The sequence below is a fragment of the Streptomyces sp. JB150 genome, assembly GCF_011193355.1.
Lineage (GTDB): Bacteria > Actinomycetota > Actinomycetes > Streptomycetales > Streptomycetaceae > Streptomyces.
In genome coordinates, this window is the sequence record NZ_CP049780.1 from 4,511,419 (window position 1) to 4,535,170 (window position 23,752).

Sequence of the window (23,752 nt, forward strand, 5' to 3'; positions counted from 1 at the left end):
GCGAGCCGAAGCCGGCGCGGCCCCTCGCAGGGAGAGGTCAGGTCGGCGGTTACCGGAACGGGCCCGCGACGCCCTCGAAGGCTTCGAGGGTGATCTCCGGGACGAAGACGGAGTCGTCCGCCATGCCCTCGGGCAGGTGCGCGCGCATGTCCTCGCGGCACAGGAACGTGCCGCCGGGGACGAGGATGCCCGCACCGAGCCGGTCCGCCAGTGCGATGACGGTCTTCCACACCTCCCCTGCCTGCGGCCGCTCCACCCCGACGAAGTGCTCGTGGACGCCGACCTCGGCCTCGCTGCCGTCCGCGGCGCGGATCCAGAACTCCACACCGGCGTCGGACACTTTCTCCGGCGCGGCGAGCAGCGGCGAGAGGAGCGCCCGGACCACGTCCGGGTCGGGCGCCGCCGGTTCGGCGTGCCAGAACCCGTAGAGACTCAGGGTGTAGCTCAACGCGCCTGCCTCCCTCGTCCGGACGCGCACGCGACCGCACCTGACCGCACCTGACCGCACCTGACCGCACATGACGGTGCACGTGACCGCCTCGACGTTACGCCGGCGCGAAGGGCGTCCGTATGCGGCCGGACACCCGGTGGCGTGTGCGTACCCCCGCGGGAATTTCCGAGTTCGGGCAGGGGAAGGCGGGTTCGGCGGGTGGAACGGCCGTAGGCTGCCGGGCATGTGCGGAATCGTGGGATACGTAGGGTCGCAGTCGGCGCTCGATGTCGTGCTGGCCGGGCTGAAGCGGCTGGAGTACCGGGGATACGACTCGGCCGGGGTCGCCGTGCTCGCGGACGGCGGGCTGGCGACGGCGAAGCGGGCCGGGAAACTGGTCAACCTGGACAAGGAGCTGTCGGAGCGGCCGCTGCCGGCCGGCTCCACCGGCATCGGACACACCCGGTGGGCCACGCACGGCGGCCCGACCGACGCCAACGCCCACCCGCACCTCGACAACGCGGGCCGGGTCGCCGTCGTCCACAACGGCATCATCGAGAACTTCGCCGAACTGCGCGCCGAACTGGCCGAGCGCGGGCACGAACTGGCCTCCGAGACCGACACCGAGGTCGTCGCCCACCTGCTCGCCGAGGAGTTCTCCTCCTGCGCGGACCTCGCCGAGGCGATGCGGCTGGTGTGCCGGCGGCTGGAGGGCGCGTTCACGCTGGTCGCGGTGCACGCCGACGAGCCGGACGTGGTGGTCGGCGCCCGCCGCAACTCGCCGCTGGTCGTCGGCGTCGGCGAGGACGAGGCCTTCCTCGCCTCCGACGTCGCCGCGTTCATCGCCCACACCCGCGACGCCGTCGAACTCGGCCAGGACCAGGTCGTCGAACTGCGCCGGGACGGCGTGACCATCACCGGCTTCGACGGCCGCCCCGCCGACGTGCGCTCCTACCACGTCGACTGGGACGCCTCCGCCGCCGAGAAGGGCGGCTACGACTACTTCATGCTCAAGGAGATCGCCGAACAGCCCAAGGCGGTCGCCGACACCCTCCTCGGGCGCGTCGACGCCGCCGGCTCGCTCACCCTGGACGAGGTCCGCATCCCGGCGAGCGTGCTGCGCGAGGTCGACAAGGTCGTCATCGTCGCCTGCGGTACCGCCTTCCACGCCGGGCTCATCGCCAAGTACGCCATCGAGCACTGGACGCGGATCCCCTGCGAGGTGGAGCTGGCCAGCGAGTTCCGCTACCGCGACCCGATCCTCGACCCGCAGACCCTGGTCATCGCCATCTCCCAGTCCGGCGAGACCATGGACACCCTGATGGCCCTGCGCCACGCCCGCGAGCAGGGCTCCAGGGTGCTCGCCATCTGCAACACCAACGGCTCGACCATCCCGCGCGAGTCCGACGCCGTGCTCTACACGCACGCCGGGCCGGAGGTCGCGGTCGCGTCGACGAAGGCGTTCCTGACCCAGCTGGTCGCCTGCTATCTGGTCGCCCTCTACCTGGGCCAGGTGCGCGGCACCAAGTGGGGCGACGAGATCCGCGGCGTCGTGCGGGAGCTGTCCGAGGTCTCCGGCGCGGTCGAGCGGGTGCTGGAGACCATGGAGCCGGTGCGCGAACTGGCCCGCACCCTCGCGCACAAGAACACCGTGCTGTTCCTGGGCCGTCACGTGGGCTACCCGGTGGCCCTGGAAGGCGCCCTCAAGCTCAAGGAACTCGCCTACATGCACGCCGAGGGCTTCGCGGCCGGCGAGCTGAAGCACGGGCCGATCGCGCTGATCGAGGAGGACCTGCCGGTGGTCGTGGTCGTGCCGTCGCCGCGCGGACGGTCCGTGCTGCACGACAAGGTCGTCTCCAACATCCAGGAGATCCGCGCCCGCGGCGCCCGCACCATCGTGATCGCCGAGGAGGGCGACGAGGCGGTCGTCCCGTACGCCGACCACCTCGTCAGCGTCCCCGCCACGCCCACCCTGCTCCAGCCGCTGGTCGCGACCGTGCCGCTGCAGGTCTTCGCCTGCGAGCTGGCGACCGCCCGCGGCAACGAGGTCGACCAGCCGCGCAACCTGGCGAAGTCGGTCACCGTGGAGTAGCCGCGGGCCACCGGGCCGGCCGGTCCGGGACCCGCCCGGGTCAGCGGCCCCTGCGCCGCGGCTCCCGCAGCAGCTTCCAGCTCACGAACAGCAGCGGCAGCTCCAGCCCCCAGATGCCGACCACCGCGTCCCACTCGGGACGCGCGGCACCGGCTTCGTCGACGGTGACGAGCAGACACAGCAGCCCCCACACCACCGTGAGGGCGGCGGAGACCCAGAACCCGGTCTGCCACGCCCAGGCGGCTGCCCCGCGCCGCCGGGGCGCGCGGCCGGAGCCCTTCGGGCGCTCGCTCGGGCGGGGGATGTCCTCCGGGTCCCGGGCCGGCAGCCGGACCACCGCACTCGCCGGCACGGCCGCGTCGATCGCCGCGATGCGGTCGGGGCCGACACCCCGGTAGAGGGTCGGTTCCACCGACACGCAGAAACCGTCGTGCCCGGTCAGGCTGCGCGCCCCGTCGGGCCGTGCGGACATCGCCGCGACGGCGTCGTACCGGACGGTCACCGGCCCGCCCGGGGTCAGCAGGCTGACGCCCTCCGCGCCGATCACCAGGGTGACCCGCTCGTCCTCCAGGGAGGCGTGCCGGCTGCCGGTCACGGCGTGCGCCGAGTACTGCGGGGCGAGCGTGAAGCCCGCCCAGTCGGCGCCCCGCCCCGGCACCTGGAGCAGCCCGGAGTCCCACGCCTCGCGGGCCACCTCGCGCAGATCGCCGACGGTGACCGCCGCCAGCTCGGCCCGGTGCTGGTCGGGGGAGAGGATCCGGTGGCCGAGCAGCAGGCTCAGCGCGTACGACGGCAGGGCGGCCGCGCCGAGGTCCGGCACGTCGTACATCTTCAGGATCTTGCCGCGTACGGTGTCCAGCTCGGCCTGCTCGATCCGTCCCGCGCGCAGCCGCGCGAGCGTGTCGACGAACCCGCCGACGACGGCGTCCTGCTTCTGCGGCAGGGCGTCCGCGTACGCGGTCAGGGTCGCGAACCGGGCGTCGCGCGGGGAGTAGTCCGCCTCCGCCGTGTACGAGTAGCCGCCCTCCTGGCGCAGGTCCTGGAAGAGAGCGCGGCCGAGGACGTCGGCGAAGACGGAGGCGGCGGTGGTGCGGCGCAGCACCGAGGTGAACACGACATGGCCGTCGTCGCCGTGGATGTACGCCGGGGTGACCGGCAGCGCGCTGGTCGCCGCGGGCGCCGGAATCCGGGTGCCGGCGGGCAGGGTGAGGTCCAGGTTCTCGGGGACCCGGTCGCTGGTGATCCACAGCACCGCGTTGTCCCGGGTGAACCGGGTCCGCGCCCAGTGCCGGACCTGGTCGGCGGTGAGGTTCCAGGTGCCCAGCTCGCGGTAGCTGGACAGGCCGTAGCCCTGCGCGCCGTACCGCCACAGCGGCATCTGGGAGTTGGCGCCCTGGCCGCGCCCGGCGGCCTCGGTGCGCAGGATCTCCTTCTCGGTCTCCAGCCGGTCCAGCGGCAGATCGCGCAGGGACGCGCAGACGGCGTTCAGGTGCGCGACGACCTCCTGCTCGCTGCCGGTGACGTGGAAGAGGGTGTACGTGTTGGCGGTGGCGCCGTTGTAGTGCAGGTCCGTCAGGCCCAGCCGGTGCAGCGCCAGGTGCTCCACCAGGTGGGTGATGCCGCTGGTGGCGAGGGTCTCGTCGGCGCGGCCCACCCGGAAGAAGAGACCGGCGGTGATCTCGCCGCCCTGCGCCGGCGCGTAGAGGGTGGGGATGCCCTGGGTGGTGGTGTGCGCGACCAGCCCGGAGAGCACGTCGAGGCCCGCGGTGCCCGTGGCGCCGGTGGCGCCGCCGCCCGTGACGCCGGTGATGTCGGTGGTCATGTCTGCCGGCCCCTCAGCTCGTCGCCATCGCGGACTTGCGGTACTTCCTGAACGCGGCCTTCGGATCGGACAGATACGACCACGGGAAGTCGCTGGCCCGGTCGCCGAGGACCGCGAAGTGCCGCTGGGCGTCCTCGAAGTGGCCGCCGAGGGAGAACGCCATCGCGAACGCGCTGTGCGCGCCGATCCAGTGCCAGCCGGGCCGGTAGTCGGGGTGCAGCACCGACACCTGCGCGGCGAACCGCAGATCGTCGCGGACCGGCACGCCCCGCATGTACGCGCCCGCGTCGGGGCCGTCCAGCTCCAGCCAGCGCTCCAGGTGGGCGAGCGCGACCAGGGCACCGGTGTGCGCGCCGTCGGGCGCGGCCGTGGTGGCCTCGCGGGCGAAACCGTGCGCGGCGTCCCAGGAGCCGCCCCACTTCGGGCACAGCTGCTGGAGCAGCTGCGTCTGCGCCGGGTAGTGGTGCGGGTGGTGGGCGCTGAGCCGGTCGTAGCGGCGGCGCGCCTCGGCCTGGCCGAGCTGGAGCCCGCGCGCGGTGATCAGCCGTACGGTCCAGGCGGGCGCGTACCACGGCGCCTGCGCGCACACCTCGATCAGGATCTGCTCCGCCTTGCGCAGCCACGCGTGGAACTGCGCGAACTGGTCCCGGGAGACGTGCTCGGCGCGCAGGTCGCTGCGGATGGCCCAGCCGATGCGCACGTACCGGTCGGCGAGCAGGGTGCGCGGCAGCGGATCGGCCGGGTGCTCGGCGGCGGCCCGCTCCAGCATCGTCTCGACGCCGTCCTCCTCGGCGAGCAGCCCGACGGCGAAGCTCACCTGCTCCGGCGCGTCCAGGGCGGCGAAGTACGCCCGTACGGCGGGCCAGTCGCCGCCGCGGGCGGCGGTGCGCAGCGGGAGGAGTCCGGGAAGGGTGTCGTACGGATCGAAGTACGGTCCCGTTCCGGGCACCGCGCCCGGTATGCCGCTGGTGGTCCTGCTCATTCCTCCGCCCCCTGGCTGTCGCCGGCAGCGCCGGGCGCGCGAACTGGCCCCCCAGGGCGCGCCGGCGTGTGTGTGAAGTCGCCGCAGGCTAGCAGCCCGGAAGGGGCGCGTCCGAGCTTAGGGTGCTGGGCATGAGCATCATCGGAGTCGGTATCGACGTCGCCGAGATCGACCGGTTCGCCGCGTCGCTGGAACGCACCCCCGCTCTGGCCCGGCGGCTGTTCCGGGACCGGGAAATGCTGCTGCCCAGCGGCGAACGCCGGGGCCCGGCCTCCCTCGCCGCCCGGTTCGCCGCGAAGGAGGCCGTCGCCAAGGCCCTGGGGGCCCCGCCCGGACTGCTCTGGACCGACGCCGAGGTCTACGTCGAGGACAGCGGCCGCCCCCGGCTGCGGGTCACCGGGACGGTCGCGGCCCGGGCGGCGGAACTCGGCGTGCGGTCCTGGCACGTGTCGCTCAGCCATGACGCGGGGGTGGCGTCCGCGGTGGTCATCGCGGAGGGCTGAGCGGGGGCGGGGCCGGGCCGGTACGGAATCCGCGGCGGCGCGGGAATCCGTGTCCGCGCGGAAGACCGTGTCAGCAGATGGACTGGGAGCTGTTGACCAGGGTGTTGTTGCGGAAGGTGGTGTTCTCGCCGCACGGGCTCTCGCGGATCGCGGAGTTGGTCACCGTCAGGTTCTGGATGGTGATGTCCCGGTTGTTCGGGAACTCGGAGCGGGCCGCCAGCCGGATCTCGCCGCCGCCGGTGACGGTGCCGGACTGGGCGGCGACGGTGACGTTGTAGCAGTTCTCCACGAGCACCGCGTTGTTGCCGGTGTTCGACAGCGTCACCCGGTCGATGACCGCGCCGCCGCTCTCGGAGACGCAGAACACGCCGCGCCCGCCGCCGCGCGCGACGACCTCCCCGACGCGGATGTTCACCGGGTACGAGCTGCCGATCCGCCCGTTGCGGTTGGCCATGCGGAAGGCGGCGTAGCCGGTGCCCGTGCCCGCGTTCTCGGCGTCCACCCTGCCCACGGTCGCGTTGACGGTCTGGTTGAGCAGCAGCCCGGACTCGCCGACGTTGCGGGCGGTGACCGTGCCGACGGTGAGGCCGTCGACGCCGTAGGTCTCCACCGCGTGGCTGGAGGCGCCGGAGACGTAGACGCTGTCGATGCGGACGTTGCGCGTCCACTGGCTGGTGTCGCCGCGGTTGTCGACGCGCACGCCGAGTCCGGAGGACAGGCGCAGGTCGATCTGGCCCAGGGTGGCGTTGGTGACGTTGCGCAGGAAGACGCCGTAGAGCGGGGTGCCGGTGACGTTGAGGTGCTGCACCTCGATGTCGCGGGTGCCGCGGGAGTAGACGGGGGCCTGGTCGCCGCTGCCGGTGCCGGTGACGTTGATGGTGCCGCAGACGTCGAGGACCGTGTAGCTGGGCAGGGAGATGCGGGAGCCGGCCGGCATCGAGCCGGAGCCGCGCACCACGACCCGCTCCTTGGCGGTGCGCCCGGCGGTCAGGCTGTTCACGGCCGCCTGCACGGCCGCCCGCAGGTCCGTGCCGGTGTGCACGACCGTGCCGGAGCGGCGGACCGTCCACGTACTGCCGTTCAGCACGGCCTCGGCCTGGTAGGAGCCGTCACCGCAGGCGGCGGCCGCGCCGGTGGCCGCCTCGGTGGCGGCCGTGGCGGCCGTGGCGGACAGGGTGCCGGCGGCGGCGAGGAGGGCGGCGGCGCCGGTGGCGGCGAGGAGTGCGGCTCTGCGTCCCATGCGGGTGCGTCCTCTCGTCGAACCGATTCGACTGAATCGATTCATCCTGTGGGGGGCCGGGAGTCTGGCAAGGAGACGACGGGGCGTCAATGGGTAGGGCGGGTAAGGCGGGTACGGCGGGAAGGATGAGGCAGGAGATCCGGCGTAGCCCGGATCGAGGGCCGAGGGGCGAGCGACGGGAGACTCGGACGCATGCGGACTGCGTACGACGTGGAGACGGTCAGGGCGGCGGAGCGGCGGCTGATGGCGCGGCTGCCCGGGGGGACACTCATGCAGCGGGCGGCGGCGGGCCTCGCCACCGCCTGCGCCCAGCTCCTCGGGCGGGTCTACGGCAGCCGGGTCGTGCTGCTGGTCGGCAGCGGCGACAACGGCGGCGACGCCCTGTACGCCGGGGCGCGCCTCGCCCGGCGCGGCGCGGGTGTCACCGCCGTGCTGCTCACGCCCGAGCGGGCGCACGCCGGGGGGCTCGCCGCGCTGCGGCGGGCGGGCGGCGCGGTCGCGGACACGGCGGCGGGACCGGCCCTGATCGAGCGGGCCGATCTGGTCGTCGACGGGATCGTCGGCATCGGCGGCACGGGCGGGCTGCGGCCCCGGGCCGTCCCGCTCGCCGAGGCGGCGGCGCGGTCGCGGGCCGCCGTCGTCGCCGTGGACCTGCCGAGCGGCGTCGACGCGGACACCGGCGAGGTGCGGGGCGCGGCGCTGCGGGCCGATCTGACGGTGACCTTCGGGACGCACAAGCCGGGGCTGCTGATCGACCCGGCGCGCGAGTACGCCGGGACGGTACGGCTCGTCGACATCGGACTCGGGCCCGAACTGCCCGCCGAACCCGAGCTGGAGGCGTTGCAGCACGCGGAGGTGGCGGCGCTGCTGCCGGTGCCGGCGGCGGAGAGCGACAAGTACCGGCGGGGGGTCGTCGGCGTGGCCGCCGGGTCCGCGCGCTACCCCGGCGCGGCGGTCCTCGCGGTCGCCGGCGCGCTGCGGGGCGGGGCCGGGGCCGTGCGCTACGTGGGACCGGCCGGGGACGCGGTCATCGCCCGCTTCCCCGAGACGCTGGTCTCCGACGCCGGGCCGAAGCGGGCCGGGCGCGTGCAGGCCTGGGTGGTCGGGCCGGGCGCCGGGGACGACGCGGGCACGGTCGCCGAGGTGCTGGTCGCGGACGTGCCGGTGCTGATCGACGCGGACGGGCTGCGGCTGGCCGACGCCGGGGCGGTACGGGCCCGGACGGCGCCGACGCTGATGACGCCGCACGCCGGTGAGGCGGCGGCGCTGCTCGGGGTGAGCCGCGAGGAGGTCGAGGGGGCGCGGCTGGCGGCGGTGCGGGAGCTGGCGGCGCGGTACGGGGCGGCCGTTCTGCTGAAGGGGTCGACAACGCTCGTCGCCGGGGCGGGGGGCCGGGGGACGGTGCGGGTGAACCCGACCGGGACGCCGTGGCTGGCCACCGCCGGCAGCGGGGACGTGCTGTCCGGGCTGGCCGGGGCGCTGCTGGCGGCGGGGCTGTCGGCGGTCGACGCGGGCAGCGCCGGTGCCTATCTGCACGGGCTCACCAGGCGGTTCGCGGCGGCGGGGGCGCCGGTGGGGGCACGGGACGTGGCGGAGGCGGTGCCCCGCGCCTGGCGGGACGTGCGCGGGGACGCCGGCTGAGGACCGCACGCCGGCGTGGCGCCTCCACCGGACTGTGCGCGTGCCGGCGGGGCGCCTCCACCGGGCTCCCCGCGTGCCGGTGGGGTGTCTTAACCCGGCTCTGCGCGTGCCGGCGGGGCGCCTGCACCCGGGCTCTGCGCGCGCCGGCTGGGTGTCTCCACCGGGCTCTGCGCGCGCCGGCTGAGTGTCTCCACGGGCTCTCCGCGCGCCGGAGTGGCGCCTCCACCGGGCTCTGCGGAGCGGCGGGAGGCGCGTCCCGCGCTGGGCCCAATGAGTGACCTGCGGGCGGGACCCGGTCCGGGGCGTCGGGCCCTGGGTATCCCTGACGGGGTGATCAGCGGAAACGTTGCCGCCCGCGCCGCCGCCGTCGCTCTCCTGGCCGCGGCGCTGCTGCCCGTCGGCGCCGGCTGGGCCGCCCCCGAGCCCCCGGACCCCGCGACGGACACCGCGGGGCAGCTGGTGCCCGGGGTGTACCAGCCGGGGCCGGTGGACACGCCCGACCAGGTGCTGGCGCCGCAGGTCTATCAGCCGTCGGTGGCGGAGGACGCGCTGGAGCCGAGTGACGCGCCGCAGGAGGCGTACGCACTCGTCGAGTACGTGCCGCTGGCGGACGCGGTGGGGCGGGTGGCGTGCAGCGCGCACACGGGGCCGTACCAGCGCGAGGTCGAGACCTGGCTGGAACTGGCGGTGGACGGGGAGCAGTCGGCGGCCGACTGCGAGGCGATCCGGGCGTTCCAGGCGGAGCACGGCATCAAGCCGGCCATCGGGTTCGCCGGGCCGGTGACCTGGGCCCACATGCGGTTCCTCGCCGCGCGGGACAACCCCGACGCGGCCGGGAAGTGCCCGGTGCGCACCGGCCGGGTCGCCTGCGTCGACCTCGACCGGCAGCTCACCTGGGTGCAGCAGGGCGAGAAGGTGCTCTTCGGACCCGTGCCCGTCCGCAGCGGACGGGCGGCGTACCCGACCCGCACCGGCACGCACACGATCTACTGGCGCCACAAGAACCACGCCTCGCCCCTCTACAACATGCCCATGCCGTACGCCCAGTTCTTCAGCGGCGGCCAGGCCTTCCACGCGGTGTACGACACCCTCCACACCACGGTCGGGTCCATGGGCAGCGTCAATCTGCGCCTCGGTGACGCGCGCAGCCTGTGGGACGTGCTGAGGACGGGCGACCAGGTGCACGTCTGGGGACGCAGGCCGGGCTAGCCAGTGGCCGCGGTCGCCATGGCCGTCCGGGGCCTCTGAGACACTGGGCGCGATGAGTACGACTGCACATCTGCCGACCGCCCCGCTGCGCGCCCGCGCCGAGATCGATCTGGCCGCGCTCCGCGCCAATGTGCGGGCCCTGCGTGCCCACGCCCCGGGTGCGGCCCTGATGGCCGTGGTGAAGTCCGAGGCGTACGGCCACGGGGCGGTGCCGTGCGCCCGTGCGGCCGTGGCGGCGGGGGCGACCTGGCTGGGCACCGCCACGCCCGAGGAGGCGCTGGTGCTGCGCGCGTCCGGCGCCGTGCCCGCGGACGTGCGGATCCTGTGCTGGCTGTGGACGCCGGGCGGGCCGTGGCGGGAGGCCGTCGAGGCCGACGTCGACGTGTCCGTCAGCGCCATGTGGGCGCTGCGCGAGGTCACCGAGGCCGCGAAGATCGCCGGCCGCCCGGCGCGCGTGCAGCTGAAGGCGGACACCGGGCTCGGGCGGGGCGGCTGCCAGCCCGGCGGGGACTGGGCGGAACTGGTCGGCGCCGCGCTGGCGGCCGAACGCGACGGGCTGCTGCGGATCACCGGCCTGTGGTCGCACTTCGCCTGCGCCGACGAGCCCGGCCACCCCTCCATCGCCGCCCAGCTGGACCTGTTCCGGCGGATGCTGGCGTACGCGGAGGGCGAGGGCGTGCGCCCGGAGGTGCGGCACATCGCCAACTCGCCCGCCACGCTCACCCTCCCCGAATCCCACTTCGACCTGGTCCGCACCGGCATCGCCGTGTACGGCATCTCGCCCAGCCCGGAGCTCGGCACCCCGGCGGACTTCGGACTGCGCCCGGTGATGACCCTGTCCGCCTCGCTGGCCCTGGTGAAGCAGGTCCCCGGCGGCCACGGGGTCAGCTACGGCCACCGGTACACCACGGCCGGCGACACCACCCTCGGCCTCGTCCCGCTCGGCTACGCCGACGGCATCCCCCGGCACGCCTCGGGCACCGGCCCGGTGCTGGTCGGCGGCAAGTGGCGGACGGTCGCGGGACGGATCGCGATGGACCAGTTCGTCGTGGACCTCGGCGGCGACGAGCCGGAACCGGGCGCGCGGGCGGTGCTGTTCGGGCCCGGCGACCGGGGCGAGCCGACCGCCGAGGACTGGGCGCAGGCGGCGGGCACCATCGCGTACGAGATCGTCACCCGCATCGGAACGCGCGTTCCCCGCGTCTATACCGACAGCGAGGCGCCGGAAAGCGGCGACGGCGGCGAGCCGCCGAGGTGAAGGGGCGCCGGAGCGGGTAACCGGTGAGCGACCGGCCGGGGGCCCGCGGGCCGGTTCGGCGGCACGGCACGTCAGTGGGTCAGGAAGCAGTCGGTGAGCTGCGGCAGCCGGTCGGTTCGGCAGCGCGTACGTGGTGAGGAGCGGTAGGTGAGCGAGAGCAGCCCGAAGGCCGTCGCGGACGCCGCGGCCGTCGTGTCCGCCACGGCGGCCGGGAACTGGCGCCGGGCGACCGGGTTCGCGGGCGCCGCGATAGGCGTGCTCGCCGCCGGGGCCGCCGCCGGGGTGGCGCTTGAGCGGATGACCGTGGGCCGCGACATGCGCCGCAAGGCCCGCCTCGCCCTGGACGCGACGGGGCCGTACGGCGCCGTGCGCGGCACCCCCGGCAAGGCGTACGCCGACGACGGCACCGAGCTGTACTACGAGGTCGACGACGTCGAGCCGGACCCCGGCGCCGCCGTCGCCCCGCGCCGCCGCCGGCTCTTCGGCCGCAAGACGCCCGCGCCCGTCACCGTCGTCTTCAGCCACGGCTACTGCCTCGGCCAGGACTCCTGGCACTTCCAGCGGGCCGCGCTGCGCGGGGTGGTGCGGACCGTGCACTGGGACCAGCGCAGCCACGGCCGCTCCGGGCGCGGGGTGGCCCAGCTGGAGCAGCGGGTGCCGGTCAGCATCGACCAGCTGGGGCGGGACCTGAAGGCCGTCATCGACGCCGCCGTCCCCGACGGCCCGATCGTGCTGGTCGGGCACTCCATGGGCGGCATGACGGTGATGGCGCTGGCCGACCAGTACCCGGAGCTGATCCGCGAGCGCGTGGTGGCCGTCGCGCTGGTCGGCACGTCCTCGGGGCAGCTCGGCGAGGTGAATTTCGGGCTGCCGGTCGCCGGGGTCAACGCGGTGCGCCGGGTGCTGCCCGGGGTGCTGCGGGCGCTGGGGCAGCGGGCCGAGCTGGTGGAGAAGGGGCGGCGGGCCACCGCCGACCTGTTCGCCGGGATCATCAAGCGCTACTCGTTCGCGTCCCGGGACGTCGACCCGGCCGTGGAGCGGTTCGCCGAGCGGATGATCGAGAGCACCCCCATCGACGTGGTCGCCGAGTTCTACCCGGCCTTCGCCGATCACGACAAGACCGAGGCGCTGGCGCACTTCGCGGGCCTGCCGGTGCTGGTGCTGGCGGGCGTGGAGGACCTGGTGACGCCCAGCCGGCACAGCGAGGCGATCGCCGATCTGCTGCCGGACGCCGAGCTGGTCCTGGTCCCGGACGCCGGGCACCTGGTGATGCTGGAACACCCGGAAGTGGTCACCGACCGGCTCGCCGACCTCCTCACCCGCGCGGGCGCCGTGCCCGCAGGGGCTACCGTGGGTGGCTATGGAAGCACCAGCGGCACCGCACGACCCGGCTGAGCGCGACTCCTCCGCGCGGCTCACCGTCACCTCCCCCGACCAGATGCGCGAGCTGGGCCGCCGGCTCGCCAAGCTGCTGCGCGCCGGCGACCTGGTGATGCTCACCGGGGAGCTGGGCGCCGGCAAGACCACGCTCACCCGCGGCCTCGGCGAGGGGCTGGGGGTGCGCGGCGCGGTCACCTCACCGACGTTCGTGATCGCCCGCGTGCACCCCTCGCTCGGCGACGGCCCGCCCCTCGTCCACGTCGACGCCTACCGGCTGTCCGGCGGGCTGGACGAGATGGAGGACCTGGACCTCGACGTCTCGCTGTCCGACTCGGTGATCGTCGTGGAGTGGGGCGAGGGCAAGGTCGAGGAGCTGACCGAGGACCGGCTGCACGTCGTCATCCACCGGGCCGTCGGCGACACGGCCGACGAGGTGCGGCACGTGACGCTGACCGGCGTCGGGGAGCGCTGGACGACGGCGGACCTGAACGCGCTGACGGCGTGAGGACGGCCGGATCACCGGCCCCGGCACGCCGAACCCTCGATTCCGACAGGGTGTCGGGAAGATATTGCGCCGGGACGGCCGGACGTGGTCACATGGTATCCCTCGCGTAGTTAGGTCTACCTAACCGCGTCCGCCCCCAGGTTCCCAGGAGGCGTCCATGCCGGTCCCGGAACGAGACGAGACCCCGCGCGTGGTCCCCGCGGTCTCCATGCGCGATCTGCTGGCGTCCTGCGCGGCGGCGAGTGCCGTCTCCACGCCGCCCCGCCCGGCGCCGTCCGCCGAGCCCCGCCGCCCGGAACCCGAACGGGTGAGCGGGCACCGCGAAGCCGCGTAGTCCGCCCGACCGGGTGCCGCCCCGTTCGGCCGAGACGCCTCCTAGCGGATGACGACGACCTTCTGACCGATCGTCGCGAACTCCCACATGGCGTTGCCGTCCACGCGGGACTGGCGGATGCCGCCGGTGCGGCTGCGCGGGTCGGGCGACGGCGTGGAGCCGTCCACCGCCGCGCTGAAGCCGATGGTCACGCCGTCGACCCCGGCGAAGCGGACGACGTGCTCGATGGGCGTGCCGTCGGAGCCGGTGATGCGCTTGGAGCGGGACGTGACCGCGTAGACGCCGGGCGGCGGGTCGACCGTGCTCGGCATGACCGGGAACGTGCGCAGCACCCTGTTCGCGGGGTCCACCAGCCACACCCGGTCGTCGTCCAGCGAGTACACCACCCGCTCCCCGACCCCGGAGCCGCCCGGCAGCGCGGTGGGGTGGCGCTTGTCCCGCGGCGCCTTCGTCACCGCCGCCACCGGCGTGCCGGCGGCCTGCGGATGGGCCAGCTCCTCCGGGACGTTCGCCGACGCCTGATAGGCGAGGTACCCGACCGTCACCATCGCCGCCGCCGTCAGCCCGGTGACGAATCCGGCGCTGCTGCTGGCCACGGGCGCCACCTCCGCGTCGTATGTCCACAAAAGTCCAAAGACGTACCGTAACGGGAGGTGACGGTAGCAGCCGGGCGGCGGAGGAACCGGTACTTCCGACACGGGCCCGGGAGAGCCGTAGGCTGTTGGCGTGCTCTTGCTCGCTCTGGATACCGCCACCCCCGCCGTCACCGTCGCCCTGCACGACGGCACGGACGTCATCGCCTCGTCCAGCCAGGTGGACGCGCGCCGGCACGGCGAGTTGCTGCTGCCCGCCGTCGACCGGGTCCTCACCGAGGCCGGGCTCAAGCTCGACGCCGTCACCGGCATCGTCGTGGGCACCGGACCCGGCCCGTACACCGGGCTGCGCGTCGGCCTGATGACCGCCGACACCTTCGGCCTCGCCCTCGGCGTCCCCGTGCACGGTGTGTGCACCCTCGACGGCCTCGCCTGGGCCACCGACCTGGACGGCCCCTTCGTCGTGGCGACCGACGCCCGCCGCAAGGAGGTCTACTGGGCGCGGTACGCCGACTCCCGCACCCGGGTCACCGACCCGGCCGTCGACCGGCCCGCCGCCATCGCCGAGCAGGTCAAGGGCCTGCCCGCGGTCGGCGCCGGAGCGCTGCTGTACCCGGACGTCTTCCCCAGCGCGCACGAGCCCGAGCACGTCTCCGCCGCCGCGCTCGCCTCGCTGGCCGCCCGGAAGCTGGCCGCGGGGGAGGAGCTGTCCGCGCCGCGCCCGCTCTACCTGCGCCGCCCCGACGCCCAGGTTCCGAAGAACTACAAGGTGGTCACCCCCAAGTGACCGGCACCCCGACCCCCCGACTGCGCGAGATGCGCTGGTGGGACATCGACCCCGTACTCGAACTGGAGCGCAGCCTCTTCCCCGAGGACGCCTGGTCGCGGGGGATGTTCTGGTCCGAGCTGGCCCACGCCCGCGGGCCCGAGGCGACCCGGCGCTACCTCGTCGCCGAGGCCCCGCAGGACCCCGCGAACGGCACGGAGCACGGCGCCGGGCAGGACGCCGAGGCGCGCGACGGCGGCCGGATCGTCGGCTACGCCGGGCTCGCCTGCGCCGGCGAGACCGCCGACGTGCAGACCATCGCCGTCGCCCGCGACCACTGGGGCACCGGGCTCGGCGCCCGCCTGCTGACCGAGCTCCTGCGGGCCGCGACCGCGTTCGAGTGCGCCGAGGTGATGCTGGAGTGCCGGGTGGACAACGTGCGCGCCCAGAAGCTGTACGAGCGCTTCGGCTTCGAACCGATCGGCTTCCGGCGCGGCTACTACCAGCCCGGCAACATCGACGCCCTGGTGATGCGCCTGACCACCCTGCCTGACAGCGGCCCCGCCGCGGGCGCCACCTCCGTACAAGGAACCGAGATCAATGACTGACGAACCCCTCGTCCTCGGCATCGAGACCTCCTGCGACGAGACCGGCGTCGGCATCGTCCGCGGCACCACCCTGCTCGCCGACGCCGTCGCCTCCAGCGTCGACGAGCACGCCCGCTTCGGCGGTGTCGTCCCCGAGGTCGCCTCGCGCGCCCACCTGGAGGCGATGGTGCCCACCATCGACCGCGCCCTGAAGGAGGCCGGGGTCAGCGCCAAGGACCTCGACGGCATCGCCGTCACCGCCGGTCCCGGCCTCGCGGGCGCCCTCCTCGTCGGCGTCTCCGCGGCCAAGGCGTACGCCTACGCCCTCGGCAAGCCGCTGTACGGCGTCAACCACCTGGCCTCGCACATCTGCGTCGACCAGCTGGAGCACGGCCCGCTGCCCGAGCCGACGATGGCGCTGCTGGTCTCCGGCGGCCACTCCTCGCTGCTGCTGTCCTCCGACATCACCTCCGACGTCCGCCCGATGGGCGCCACCATCGACGACGCGGCCGGCGAGGCCTTCGACAAGATCGCCCGCGTGCTGAACCTGGGCTTCCCCGGCGGCCCCGTCATCGACCGGTACGCCCGCGAGGGCGACCCGGAGGCGATCGCCTTCCCGCGCGGCCTCACCGGCCCGCGCGACCCGGCCTACGACTTCTCCTTCTCCGGCCTGAAGACGGCCGTGGCCCGCTGGATCGAGGCCAGGCGGGCGGCGGGCGAGGAGGTGCCGGTGCGGGACGTGGCGGCCTCCTTCCAGGAGGCGGTCGTCGACGTGCTCACCCGCAAGGCCGTACGGGCCTGCAAGGACGAGGGCGTCGACCACCTGATGATCGGCGGCGGCGTCGCCGCCAACTCGCGGCTGCGCGCGCTCGCCCAGGAGCGGTGCGAGAGGGCCGGGATCCGGCTGCGCGTGCCGCGGCCCAAGCTGTGCACGGACAACGGCGCGATGGTGGCCGCGCTGGGCGCCGAGATGGTCGCCCGGGGCCGGGCCGCCTCCGGCTGGGACCTGTCCGCGGACTCCTCCCTGCCGGTGACCGACCCGCACGTCCCCGGTCACCACCACGGCCACGACCACGTGCACGAGGTCAGCAAGGAGAACCTCTACTCGTGACGGTCGCGCTGATGTGGGAGGCGCGGGCGGTCCCCGGCCGGGGCGGGGAGCTGCTGGAGTGGGCCCGCGCCCAGCGGCTGGCCCCGGCCCCGCTGCGGCGGGAGACCTTCCGCGCCCCGCAGGACCGGGTGCTCGTCGTCACCTGGTGGGACGCCGCGTACGACGCGAGCCTGCCCGAACTGCCGGAACCCGCGGGCGACCTGGTCACCCGCGCGGTGCACCGGTGGCGGTTCGAGTCGGTGGACGTCTCCCCGGCCGGGGACTGAGCGTCAGCCGAGCGGCCGCACCCGGGTCTTACAGCGCAGCACCCGGTCCGGGCCCAGCACCCGCTCCGGCCCGGTCAGGGTCAGCTCCGCGGTGTGCCGTACGTCCGCGCTGGACGCCGCGAGCCGCAGCTGGAGGGCGCCCGGTTCGACCACCCGGCGGCCGGTGCGGTCGGTGAAGGACGACAGTTCGGCGGGGAAGCGGAACGTCACGCGGGCCGCCTCGCCCGGCTCCAGCGCGAGGCGCTGGTAGCCGACCAGGCGGACGTCCGGGCGGGTGACCCGGGCGACCGGGTCGTGCAGATACAGCTGGACGACCTCGGCGCCCGCGCGGTCCCCGGTGTTGCGGACGGTGACGGACAGGTCGTAGGAGCCGTCCGTGCCGATCTCCGGGGCGCCGCCGGTGACGTCCTCCCAGGCGAACGTGGTGTACGAGCGGCCGTGGCCGAAGGGGAACAGCGGGGTCGGGTCGAGGTTGCTGACCTCGCCCGCCAGGCCCAGCGGCGGCTGGAGGTACGTCCACGGCTGGCCGCCGGGGTCGCGGGGCACGCTCACCGGCAGCCGCCCGGACGGGTTGACCCGGCCCGACAGCACGCCCGCCACCGCCGGGCCGCCCTCCTCGCCGGGGAAGAAGGCCTGCACCACCGCGCCGAGCCGGCCGTCCCAGCGGCCGAGCGCGTAGGGGCGGCCGGTGAGCAGCACCAGCACCACCGGGACGCCGGTCTCCACCAGGGCGTCCAGCAGCTCCGCCTGCGCGCCGGGGAGCCGCAGGTCCAGCGCGTCGCAGCCCTCGCCGGAGGTGCCCCGCCCGAACAGGCCGGCCCGGTCGCCGAGCACCGCCACGCACACATCGGCCTCGGCGGCGCGGGCCACCGCCTCCTCGAAGCCGGAGCGGTCCGGGTCGGAGGTGTCGCAGCCGCGGGCGTAGGTGACCTTCGCGTCGGGCAGCTCGCCGCGCAGCGCCTCCAGCACGGTGGGGATCTCGATGCCCATGGGGACGTCGGGGTGCTGGACGCCCACATGCGAGGGGAAGGAGTAGCAGCCCAGCATGGCCAGCGGGTCGGCGGCGCGGGGGCCGACGACCGCGATCCGGGTGTCCGGGGACAGCGGCAGCAGGCCGTCCGGGTTGGACAGCAGGACCACCGACTCCTCCGCCAGCCGGCGGGCCAGGGCGCGGTTGGCCGCCGAGTCCAGATCGATCGGGCCGGCCGGCTCGGGCGTCCAGTCCTCGTCGAGCAGGCCCAGCTCGCACTTCTGGGTCAGCACCCGGCGCACCGCGCGGTCGATCAGCTCCTCGGGCACCTCACCCGCCCGCACCGCCGCGGCCAGCGGCTCGCCGTAGCACTTGACCGTGGGCAGCTCCACGTCGATGCCCGCGGCGAGCGCGGCGTGGGCGGCCTGGGCGTCGGAGCCGGCGACCCGGTGCAGGGTCTGCAGGAAGTCGATCGCGAAGTAGTCGGCGACGACCGTGCCGGTGAAGCCCCACTCCTCGCGCAGCAGCTCGGTGAGCAGACCGGGGTCGGCCGAGGCGGGCACGCCGTCGGTCTCGGTGTACGCGGCCATCACCGAGCGGGCGCCGCCCTCGCGCAGCGCGTGCTCGAACGGCGGCAGGGTGACGTCCGCGAACTCCCGCACCCCGGCCCGCACCGGGGCCAGGTTGCGGGCGCCCGCCGAGGACGCGTACCCGGCGAAGTGCTTCAGCGTGGCCACGATGCCCGCCGACTCCAGGCCCCGCACATAGGCCGCGCCGACCGTGCCGACCAGGTACGGGTCCTCGCCGATGGTCTCCTCGACCCGGCCCCAGCGCAGATCCCGTACGACGTCCAGGACCGGCGCGAGACCCTGGTGGACGCCGACCGAGCGCAGGTCGTGGCCGATGTGCCGGCCCATCTCCTCCACCAGCTCCGGGTCGAAGGAGGCGCCCCAGGCCAGCGGCACCGGATACGCGGTCGCGCCCCACGCGGTGAAGCCCGCCAGGCACTCCTCGTGTGCCATCGCCGGGATGCCGAACCGGCCGGCCTCGGCGATCCGGCGCTGGGCGCGGGCCAGGGAGCGGGCACCGACCTCCGGGTCGACGGGCGCGGTGCCGAACGGGCGGGTGAGCTGGCCCAGACCGTGGGTGATCAGCTCGTCCCACTCCTCGGCGGAGCGTTCGACCACCAGGTCGTGCTGGTGCGGGGCGACTCCGGCGCCGTCCGTGTCCGCGCCCACCCACACGCCGTACAGCTGAGCCGTCTTCTCCTCCAGGGTCATCCGGGAGAGCAGGTCCTCGACACGGGCGGCGGTGGGCAGGGCGGGGTCACGCCAGGGAGTGGACATGGAACTCCTGTCGGTAAGGGAGGTTCGGGAAGGCCGCTTCACTTGCCGCCCACGCCCATCAGGCCGCTCACCAGGGAGCGGCGGGCCACCAGGTAGACGGCGAAGATCGGGATGCCGGAGAGGACGACCGAGGCCAGCAGCGCGGGGACGTTGACCCCGAACTGGCTGACGTAGTTGAAGAGTCCGAGGGTGAGGACCCGGGGGCCGTCCGACTGGGTGAAGATCAGCGGGAAGAGGAAACCGTTCCAGGCCTGGAGCGCGGAGTAGATCACCACCGTGCTGATGCCGCCCTTGGCCAGCGGGATCACCAGCTGGAACAGCATCCGCAGCGAGGAGGCGCCGTCCAGGGCCATCGCCTCGTACAGCTCCTCCGAGATGTCCCGCAGGGTGCCGGTGAGGATCAGCACCGACACCGGCATCGCGAAGGCCGCCGTCGGCAGGATCACGGCGGGCAGGGTGTCGTACAGGCCCAGCTTGGCGATCAGCAGGTACAGCGGGACGACGACCGCCTGCGCCGGGATCGCCACGCCCAGCAGGAACAGCCGGAACGCGGCGCCCGACCAGCGATTCGCCGTGCGGACCGCGACGTACGCCAGCGGCACGGCGAGCACCAGGACCAGGCCGACCACCGCGACGGCGACGATCGCCGTGTTGGCGAGGAGATGACCGAAGCCGCTGTCCAGGACGGTGTTGTAGTTCTCGAGGGTCGGGTCGGACGGCGGCTTGAGCGGGTTGCCGTCCAGGGACTGGTCCTGGCGGGTCAGCGACGCCGAGATCATCGCGTACACCGGGATCAGGACGACGACCAGCCAGATCAGGGCACCGGTGCCGGCGACCGGGTTGGGGCGCCGGGTCCAGTGCCGGCGGCGGGCCGCCGGCGCGGGGGAGCCGGCGGCGGGCTCCTTCCGGGTCCGGGCGGGACGCGGCAACGTATCGTGTGACACTCCGTCACATCCCTTCGCGGGTACTGCGCATGGAGCCGAAGCCGGTCAGCCGCACCAGCAGCAGGGAGAGCCCGGTGGCCGCCACGACGAGGAAGGACGCGATGGCGCTGGCGTAGCCGAAGTCGTACGACTTGAAGCCCGCCTCGTACATCAGGTACGGCAGGATCGCCGTGTCCGTGCCGGGGCCGCCCTTGGTGAGGATCAGGACCGTCTCGAAGTACGTCAGCGAGCCGACGACGATCAGCACGCTGGAGGTGGTGATGGTGTGCCGCAGCTGCGGCAGGGTGATCGAGAAGAACTGGCGGTAGCGGCCGGCGCCGTCGATGGCCGCCGCCTGGTAGAGCACCGCCGGGATCTGGCGGGCGCCGCCCTGGTAGATCAGCGTGTGCAGCGGCATGAACTGCCAGCCGCCGACGAACACGATCGCGAGGAACGCGCCGCTGGAGGAGCCCAGGGTGTCCTTCTGGATGATGCCGAAGTTCGGGTCGAGCAGGGCGTAGAAGAGCACCGCGACGGCCGTCGAGGACAGCAGCAGCGGCACGAAGAAGATCGCGGACAGCACCGCGCGGTTGCGCTGCTTGCCCGCCGCCCAGACGCCCAGGAGCAGCGAGACGACCGTCTGGAAGAGCCAGGAGCAGACGGTGAGCAGGACCGTCAGCCACAGCGACTGGGTCAGGCGCGGGTCGTCGAGCAGCCTGCTCCAGTTGTCGAGGCCGACCGGGCGGGGGTCGCCCAGGCCGTCCCACTCGGTAAAGGAGAGGTAGAACGCCAGCGCCATCGGGACGATCGCGAAGAACGCGAAGAACAGCACCCCGGGCAGGGCCCAGGCGGCGTGCGGACGCCCCGCCCGGGCCCTGGCGGGCTTGCTGCCGGCCGTGGGGCCGGCCTTGGTGGCGGCCTTGCTCACTTCAGCCCCTTGCAGGCGGCCACGAACTCGCCCGGCGAGGACTTGCCCGCGAACAGCTTGCCGATCTCGGTGTGCATCTTCGTGCCCAGCTCGTCGCCGAGCGCCTGGTCCCAGGAGAGGGTGAAGGCGGGCGCCTCCTCGACCATCTGGTACTGGAAGCGGGCGTACTCGGGGTTCGGGGCGTCGCCCAGCAGCAGGGCCGCGTTCGACGTCGTGGGTACGTCGCCGTTGGCGACCAGGTCCCTGGCGTACGTGCGGGAGGCGCACTCCTTGAGGAAGGCGATGGCCGCGTCCTTGTTGCGCACGCGGGCGTTGATCGACCAGTAGTTGGTGGGGTTGCCGACGACGTTGCGGGCGTCGCCCGAGCCGCCCTCGATCTTCGGGAAGGGTGCCCAGCCCAATTCCTTCTTCGCGAAGTCCGGGAACTTGCCGAGCTGCGTGGAGTACTCCCACGAGCCCATCAGGTGCATCGCCGCCTTGCCCTTGGCGAAGACGGCGGGGGCGCCGCCGTTGACGTACGACACCGAGGTGAACTTGGAGCCGAAGGCGCCGTCGTCGACCAGCTCCCGGACCATCTCGGCCGCCTTCAGCACGGCCGGGTCGCCCCAGCCCTCGGCGTCGCCGTCCTGGATGCGGCGGAAGACCTTCTCGCCGCCGATCCGGTCGACCAGGTACTCCAGCCACATCAGTTCCGGCCAGATGTCGGAGCCGCCGAGGGCGAACGGGGTGATGCCCGCCCTCTTCAGCTTGGCGTTGATGTCGAGCAGCTGGTCCCAGGTGGTGGGCGGCTGGAGCTTGTGCTCGGCGAACACGGACTTGTTGTAGAAGAGGATCACCGGCTGCATACCGCGCATGGGGACGCCGTAGTGGCGGCCCTTGAGGTCGCCGGCCGCGAGCACCGAGGGCAGGAAGCCCTTCTTCAGGACCTCGTCGTTCTCGATGACGTCGGTCAGGTCGATCAGCTTGCCGGCCTCCACGTACGGCTTGATCGAGCCGCCGCCCCAGTTGAAGAACACGTCCGGCGCGCCGGGCGAGCCCATGGCCGTGCGCAGCTTGGGGGAGTAGTCGGAGCCGGGGATCCGCTCCAGCTTGATCTTCCCGCCGGCCTTCTTCGCGGCGGCCGACGTGTTGAAGCGGTCCACGGCGGCCTGCTGGACCTTCACCGCGTCGTCGCCGTAGACGAAGGCGGTGAGGGTGGAGCCGCCGCTGCCGGAGCCCCCGCCGGAGCCGCAGGCGGACAGACCGGTGGTGAGCAGGGTGGTGGCGCCGGCGCCGAGCACCCAGCGTCTGCTGAACGAACGTCCGCCGTTGGACGTGTACCCCATGGCAGCAACCTCTCGGCTCTCTCACCCACCGCGGCGACGCGGGCACGGTGCAGCGCGTTCACGCACGGGTATGGGCGAATGTTTCGGGCTGAATCTCGAATGTTCCGGGAACCTATGGCGCCACACGGGGTCCGTCAAGAGGTCGCGCAGGGATACGATCGCGGGCATGACTCCACCGGAACGCGCTCAAACCCAGACGGCACGGCGGTCGGCCCAGACCGCGACGCTCGCGGAGATCGCCCGCGAGGCGGGGGTGTCCGCGCCGACTGTTTCGAAGGTCCTCAACGGGCGGGCCGATGTCGCGCCGGCGACCCGCAACCGCGTGGAGGAACTGCTGCGCACCCACGGCTACCGGCGCCGCCGGGCCGAGGCCACCCGCTCCCCGCTGATCGACCTGGTCTTCCACGAGCTGGAGAGCGCCTGGGCGCTGGAGGTCATCCGGGGCGTGGAGAACGTGGCGCGGGACGCCGGGCTGAGCGTGGTGCTCTCCGAGAGCGCCGGCCGGCTGACCCCCGGCCGCAGCTGGGCCGACCAGGTCGCGGCCCGCCGCCCGCACGGCGTGATCCTCGTGCTCTCCGAGCTGGACGAGTCACAGCGGGCGCTGCTGACCAGCCGGTCCATCCCGTTCGTCGTCATGGACCCGGCCGGCGACCCCGGCACCGACGTGCCGTCCATCGGCGCCACCAACTGGCAGGGCGGCCTGGCCGCCACCCGGCACCTGGTGGAGCTGGGCCACCGCCGCATCGGCGCGATCAGCGGGCCCAGCCGCATGATGTGCAGCCGGGCCCGCATCGACGGCTACCGCGCGGCCCTGGAGACCGCCGGCCTGCCCGTCGACCCGTCGCTGATCAAGGCCGGAGACTTCCACCACGAGTCCGGCTACCGCCTGGGCCTGGAACTCCTGCGCCGGCCCGACCGGCCGACGGCCGTCTTCGCCGGCAACGACCTCCAGGCGCTCGGCCTGTACGAGGCGGCGCGCGAGCTGGGGCTGAGGGTGCCGGAGGACCTGAGCGTCGTCGGCTTCGACGACCTGCCCGTCGCCCGCTGGGTCGGCCCCCCGCTCACCACCGTCCGCCAGCCCCTGACCGAGATGGCCGAGGCGGCCGCCCGCCTGGTCCTCGAACTGGCCCGAGGCGAGGACGCCACCCCGGCCGCGACCCGCGTCGAACTGGCCACGAGCCTGGTGGTCCGCAGCAGCAGCGCTCGCTTGGCGTGAGAACGGGGGCGCGGTGGGGTGGCCCGTGCGGCGGTGCGCGGCTGCGGCGAGCGCGGTGGCGACGAGGCTCGCGCTGACACCGCGCACAGTGCTGCGGGGGGCGCGACGAACGCCGCGTCGGGGTGCGGGGGCGGGTGCGGGTGCCGGGGCGGTGGCGTGCTGCCCGTGCGAGGGCTGGTGGGCCGTACACGCCCGTGCGGGGGTTGGTGGACCAGGTGGGCCCTCGTGCGGGGCGGGCCCGCGTGCCGTGAGCGGCTTGGAGCAGCGGCGCAGAGGCGTGCGGCTTTGTTCACGACTTCGGGCAGCGTTTGTTCCCGACTATGGG

At 74.1% G+C, this 23,752-nt stretch carries 22 protein-coding genes; 13 read left to right on the forward strand and 9 right to left on the reverse strand.

All coding sequences use genetic code 11. From position 1 onward, the window contains the following. Positions 1-49: 49 nt before the first annotated feature. Positions 50-448, reverse strand: a complete 399-nt coding sequence (locus G7Z13_RS21150; protein WP_166001559.1) for a hypothetical protein — start codon at positions 446-448, stop codon at positions 50-52. A gap of 226 nt (positions 449-674) precedes the next feature. Here G7Z13_RS21150 and glmS point away from each other — a divergent pair, with 226 nt between their 5' ends. Beyond that, positions 675-2,522, forward strand: a complete 1,848-nt coding sequence (gene glmS / locus G7Z13_RS21155; protein WP_166001561.1) for a glutamine--fructose-6-phosphate transaminase (isomerizing) — start codon at positions 675-677, stop codon at positions 2,520-2,522. Positions 2,523-2,562: 40 nt separating this feature from the next. On the opposite strand, the gene G7Z13_RS21160 is transcribed toward glmS, so the two are convergent. Beyond that, a complete protein-coding gene (locus G7Z13_RS21160) occupies positions 2,563-4,344 on the reverse strand; it encodes an insulinase family protein (protein ID WP_240926291.1) in 1,782 nt (593 codons plus the stop codon). A gap of 13 nt (positions 4,345-4,357) precedes the next feature. Further along, complete coding sequence (locus tag G7Z13_RS21165) at positions 4,358-5,326, reverse strand: hypothetical protein (RefSeq protein WP_166001589.1); 969 nt, start codon at positions 5,324-5,326, stop codon at positions 4,358-4,360. Between the two features lie 131 nt (positions 5,327-5,457). Here G7Z13_RS21165 and G7Z13_RS21170 point away from each other — a divergent pair, with 131 nt between their 5' ends. Continuing rightward, positions 5,458-5,829: a holo-ACP synthase gene (locus G7Z13_RS21170; protein ID WP_166001591.1), complete on the forward strand. Its 372-nt coding sequence runs from the start codon at positions 5,458-5,460 to the stop codon at positions 5,827-5,829. A 70-nt stretch (positions 5,830-5,899) separates the two neighbouring features. On the opposite strand, the gene G7Z13_RS21175 is transcribed toward G7Z13_RS21170, so the two are convergent. Further along, entirely contained in the window at positions 5,900-7,069 is a 1,170-nt protein-coding gene (locus tag G7Z13_RS21175) for a hypothetical protein (RefSeq protein ID WP_166001594.1), read from the reverse strand. A gap of 192 nt (positions 7,070-7,261) precedes the next feature. Here G7Z13_RS21175 and G7Z13_RS21180 point away from each other — a divergent pair, with 192 nt between their 5' ends. The 6 genes from G7Z13_RS21180 to G7Z13_RS21205 all read left to right on the forward strand — a co-directional run bounded on the left by G7Z13_RS21180 (position 7,262) and on the right by G7Z13_RS21205 (position 13,396). Then, positions 7,262-8,710 carry an NAD(P)H-hydrate dehydratase gene (locus G7Z13_RS21180; RefSeq protein WP_166001596.1) on the forward strand — a complete coding sequence of 483 codons (1,449 nt, stop codon included), beginning with the start codon at positions 7,262-7,264 and terminating at the stop codon, positions 8,708-8,710. Positions 8,711-9,040: 330 nt separating this feature from the next. Then, on the forward strand, positions 9,041-9,919 hold the full coding sequence (locus G7Z13_RS21185; protein WP_240926292.1) for a L,D-transpeptidase family protein: 879 nt from the start codon (positions 9,041-9,043) through the stop codon (positions 9,917-9,919). A 52-nt stretch (positions 9,920-9,971) separates the two neighbouring features. After that, positions 9,972-11,177 carry an alanine racemase gene (alr, locus tag G7Z13_RS21190; protein WP_166001600.1) on the forward strand — a complete coding sequence of 402 codons (1,206 nt, stop codon included), beginning with the start codon at positions 9,972-9,974 and terminating at the stop codon, positions 11,175-11,177. A gap of 147 nt (positions 11,178-11,324) precedes the next feature. Beyond that, positions 11,325-12,572 carry an alpha/beta hydrolase gene (locus G7Z13_RS21195; RefSeq protein WP_166001602.1) on the forward strand — a complete coding sequence of 416 codons (1,248 nt, stop codon included), beginning with the start codon at positions 11,325-11,327 and terminating at the stop codon, positions 12,570-12,572. Beyond that, positions 12,538-13,062: a tRNA (adenosine(37)-N6)-threonylcarbamoyltransferase complex ATPase subunit type 1 TsaE gene (gene tsaE / locus G7Z13_RS21200; RefSeq protein ID WP_166001612.1), complete on the forward strand. Its 525-nt coding sequence runs from the start codon at positions 12,538-12,540 to the stop codon at positions 13,060-13,062. Before G7Z13_RS21195 ends, tsaE begins: the two co-directional genes overlap by 35 nt. A gap of 157 nt (positions 13,063-13,219) precedes the next feature. Then, positions 13,220-13,396: a hypothetical protein gene (locus G7Z13_RS21205; protein WP_166001614.1), complete on the forward strand. Its 177-nt coding sequence runs from the start codon at positions 13,220-13,222 to the stop codon at positions 13,394-13,396. A 41-nt stretch (positions 13,397-13,437) separates the two neighbouring features. Here the strand turns inward: G7Z13_RS21205 and G7Z13_RS21210 are convergent, their stop codons facing one another. Next, a complete protein-coding gene (locus tag G7Z13_RS21210; RefSeq protein WP_166001616.1) occupies positions 13,438-13,992 on the reverse strand; it encodes a hypothetical protein in 555 nt (184 codons plus the stop codon). Between the two features lie 130 nt (positions 13,993-14,122). Between G7Z13_RS21210 and tsaB the strand changes: the two genes are divergently transcribed. From tsaB to G7Z13_RS21230, 4 genes are read left to right on the forward strand one after another with little or no spacing between them, the layout of a single operon-like run. Then, entirely contained in the window at positions 14,123-14,776 is a 654-nt protein-coding gene (gene tsaB / locus G7Z13_RS21215) for a tRNA (adenosine(37)-N6)-threonylcarbamoyltransferase complex dimerization subunit type 1 TsaB (RefSeq protein ID WP_166001618.1), read from the forward strand. A gap of 29 nt (positions 14,777-14,805) precedes the next feature. Beyond that, positions 14,806-15,363: a ribosomal protein S18-alanine N-acetyltransferase gene (rimI, locus tag G7Z13_RS21220; RefSeq protein WP_166005164.1), complete on the forward strand. Its 558-nt coding sequence runs from the start codon at positions 14,806-14,808 to the stop codon at positions 15,361-15,363. After that, positions 15,356-16,453 (forward strand): tRNA (adenosine(37)-N6)-threonylcarbamoyltransferase complex transferase subunit TsaD, encoded by a 1,098-nt coding sequence (gene tsaD / locus G7Z13_RS21225; protein ID WP_166001620.1) that lies wholly within the window; start codon positions 15,356-15,358, stop codon positions 16,451-16,453. The genes rimI and tsaD overlap by 8 nt, the downstream gene beginning before the upstream one ends. Continuing rightward, entirely contained in the window at positions 16,450-16,719 is a 270-nt protein-coding gene (locus G7Z13_RS21230; protein WP_166001622.1) for a hypothetical protein, read from the forward strand. Before tsaD ends, G7Z13_RS21230 begins: the two co-directional genes overlap by 4 nt. Positions 16,720-16,722: 3 nt before the next feature. Here G7Z13_RS21230 and G7Z13_RS21235 read toward each other — a convergent pair whose 3' ends face one another. The 4 genes from G7Z13_RS21235 to G7Z13_RS21250 are packed head-to-tail and all read right to left on the reverse strand — an operon-like array spanning position 16,723 to position 22,211. Further along, complete coding sequence (locus G7Z13_RS21235) at positions 16,723-19,035, reverse strand: glycoside hydrolase family 3 N-terminal domain-containing protein (RefSeq protein WP_166001624.1); 2,313 nt, start codon at positions 19,033-19,035, stop codon at positions 16,723-16,725. A gap of 38 nt (positions 19,036-19,073) precedes the next feature. Beyond that, the gene (locus G7Z13_RS21240; protein ID WP_240926514.1) at positions 19,074-19,964 is read right to left on the reverse strand and encodes a carbohydrate ABC transporter permease; all 891 of its coding nucleotides are present in this window, start codon (positions 19,962-19,964) and stop codon (positions 19,074-19,076) included. Between the two features lie 19 nt (positions 19,965-19,983). Continuing rightward, complete coding sequence (locus G7Z13_RS21245) at positions 19,984-20,886, reverse strand: sugar ABC transporter permease (RefSeq protein ID WP_166001627.1); 903 nt, start codon at positions 20,884-20,886, stop codon at positions 19,984-19,986. Further along, the gene (locus tag G7Z13_RS21250; protein ID WP_166001629.1) at positions 20,883-22,211 is read right to left on the reverse strand and encodes an extracellular solute-binding protein; all 1,329 of its coding nucleotides are present in this window, start codon (positions 22,209-22,211) and stop codon (positions 20,883-20,885) included. Before G7Z13_RS21250 ends, G7Z13_RS21245 begins: the two co-directional genes overlap by 4 nt. A gap of 166 nt (positions 22,212-22,377) precedes the next feature. On the opposite strand from G7Z13_RS21250, the gene G7Z13_RS21255 reads away from it, so the two are divergent. Next, entirely contained in the window at positions 22,378-23,427 is a 1,050-nt protein-coding gene (locus tag G7Z13_RS21255) for a LacI family DNA-binding transcriptional regulator (protein ID WP_166001631.1), read from the forward strand. Positions 23,428-23,752 lie beyond the last annotated feature (325 nt).

Excerpts from the sequence above, each read along its gene's own strand:
- glmS (WP_166001561.1), top strand. The coding sequence starts at position 675 with ATGTGCGGAATCGTGGGATACGTAGGGTCGCAGTCGGCGCTCGATGTC.
- G7Z13_RS21160 (WP_240926291.1), bottom strand. The coding sequence starts at position 4,344 with ATGACCACCGACATCACCGGCGTCACGGGCGGCGGCGCCACCGGCGCC.
- G7Z13_RS21165 (WP_166001589.1), bottom strand. The coding sequence starts at position 5,326 with ATGAGCAGGACCACCAGCGGCATACCGGGCGCGGTGCCCGGAACGGGA.
- G7Z13_RS21170 (WP_166001591.1), top strand. The coding sequence starts at position 5,458 with ATGAGCATCATCGGAGTCGGTATCGACGTCGCCGAGATCGACCGGTTC.
- G7Z13_RS21175 (WP_166001594.1), bottom strand. The coding sequence starts at position 7,069 with ATGGGACGCAGAGCCGCACTCCTCGCCGCCACCGGCGCCGCCGCCCTC.
- G7Z13_RS21180 (WP_166001596.1), top strand. The coding sequence starts at position 7,262 with ATGCGGACTGCGTACGACGTGGAGACGGTCAGGGCGGCGGAGCGGCGG.
- alr (WP_166001600.1), top strand. The coding sequence starts at position 9,972 with ATGAGTACGACTGCACATCTGCCGACCGCCCCGCTGCGCGCCCGCGCC.
- tsaE (WP_166001612.1), top strand. The coding sequence starts at position 12,538 with ATGGAAGCACCAGCGGCACCGCACGACCCGGCTGAGCGCGACTCCTCC.
- G7Z13_RS21205 (WP_166001614.1), top strand. The coding sequence starts at position 13,220 with ATGCCGGTCCCGGAACGAGACGAGACCCCGCGCGTGGTCCCCGCGGTC.
- rimI (WP_166005164.1), top strand. The coding sequence starts at position 14,806 with ATGCGCTGGTGGGACATCGACCCCGTACTCGAACTGGAGCGCAGCCTC.
- tsaD (WP_166001620.1), top strand. The coding sequence starts at position 15,356 with ATGACTGACGAACCCCTCGTCCTCGGCATCGAGACCTCCTGCGACGAG.
- G7Z13_RS21235 (WP_166001624.1), bottom strand. The coding sequence starts at position 19,035 with ATGTCCACTCCCTGGCGTGACCCCGCCCTGCCCACCGCCGCCCGTGTC.
- G7Z13_RS21250 (WP_166001629.1), bottom strand. The coding sequence starts at position 22,211 with ATGGGGTACACGTCCAACGGCGGACGTTCGTTCAGCAGACGCTGGGTG.
- G7Z13_RS21255 (WP_166001631.1), top strand. The coding sequence starts at position 22,378 with ATGACTCCACCGGAACGCGCTCAAACCCAGACGGCACGGCGGTCGGCC.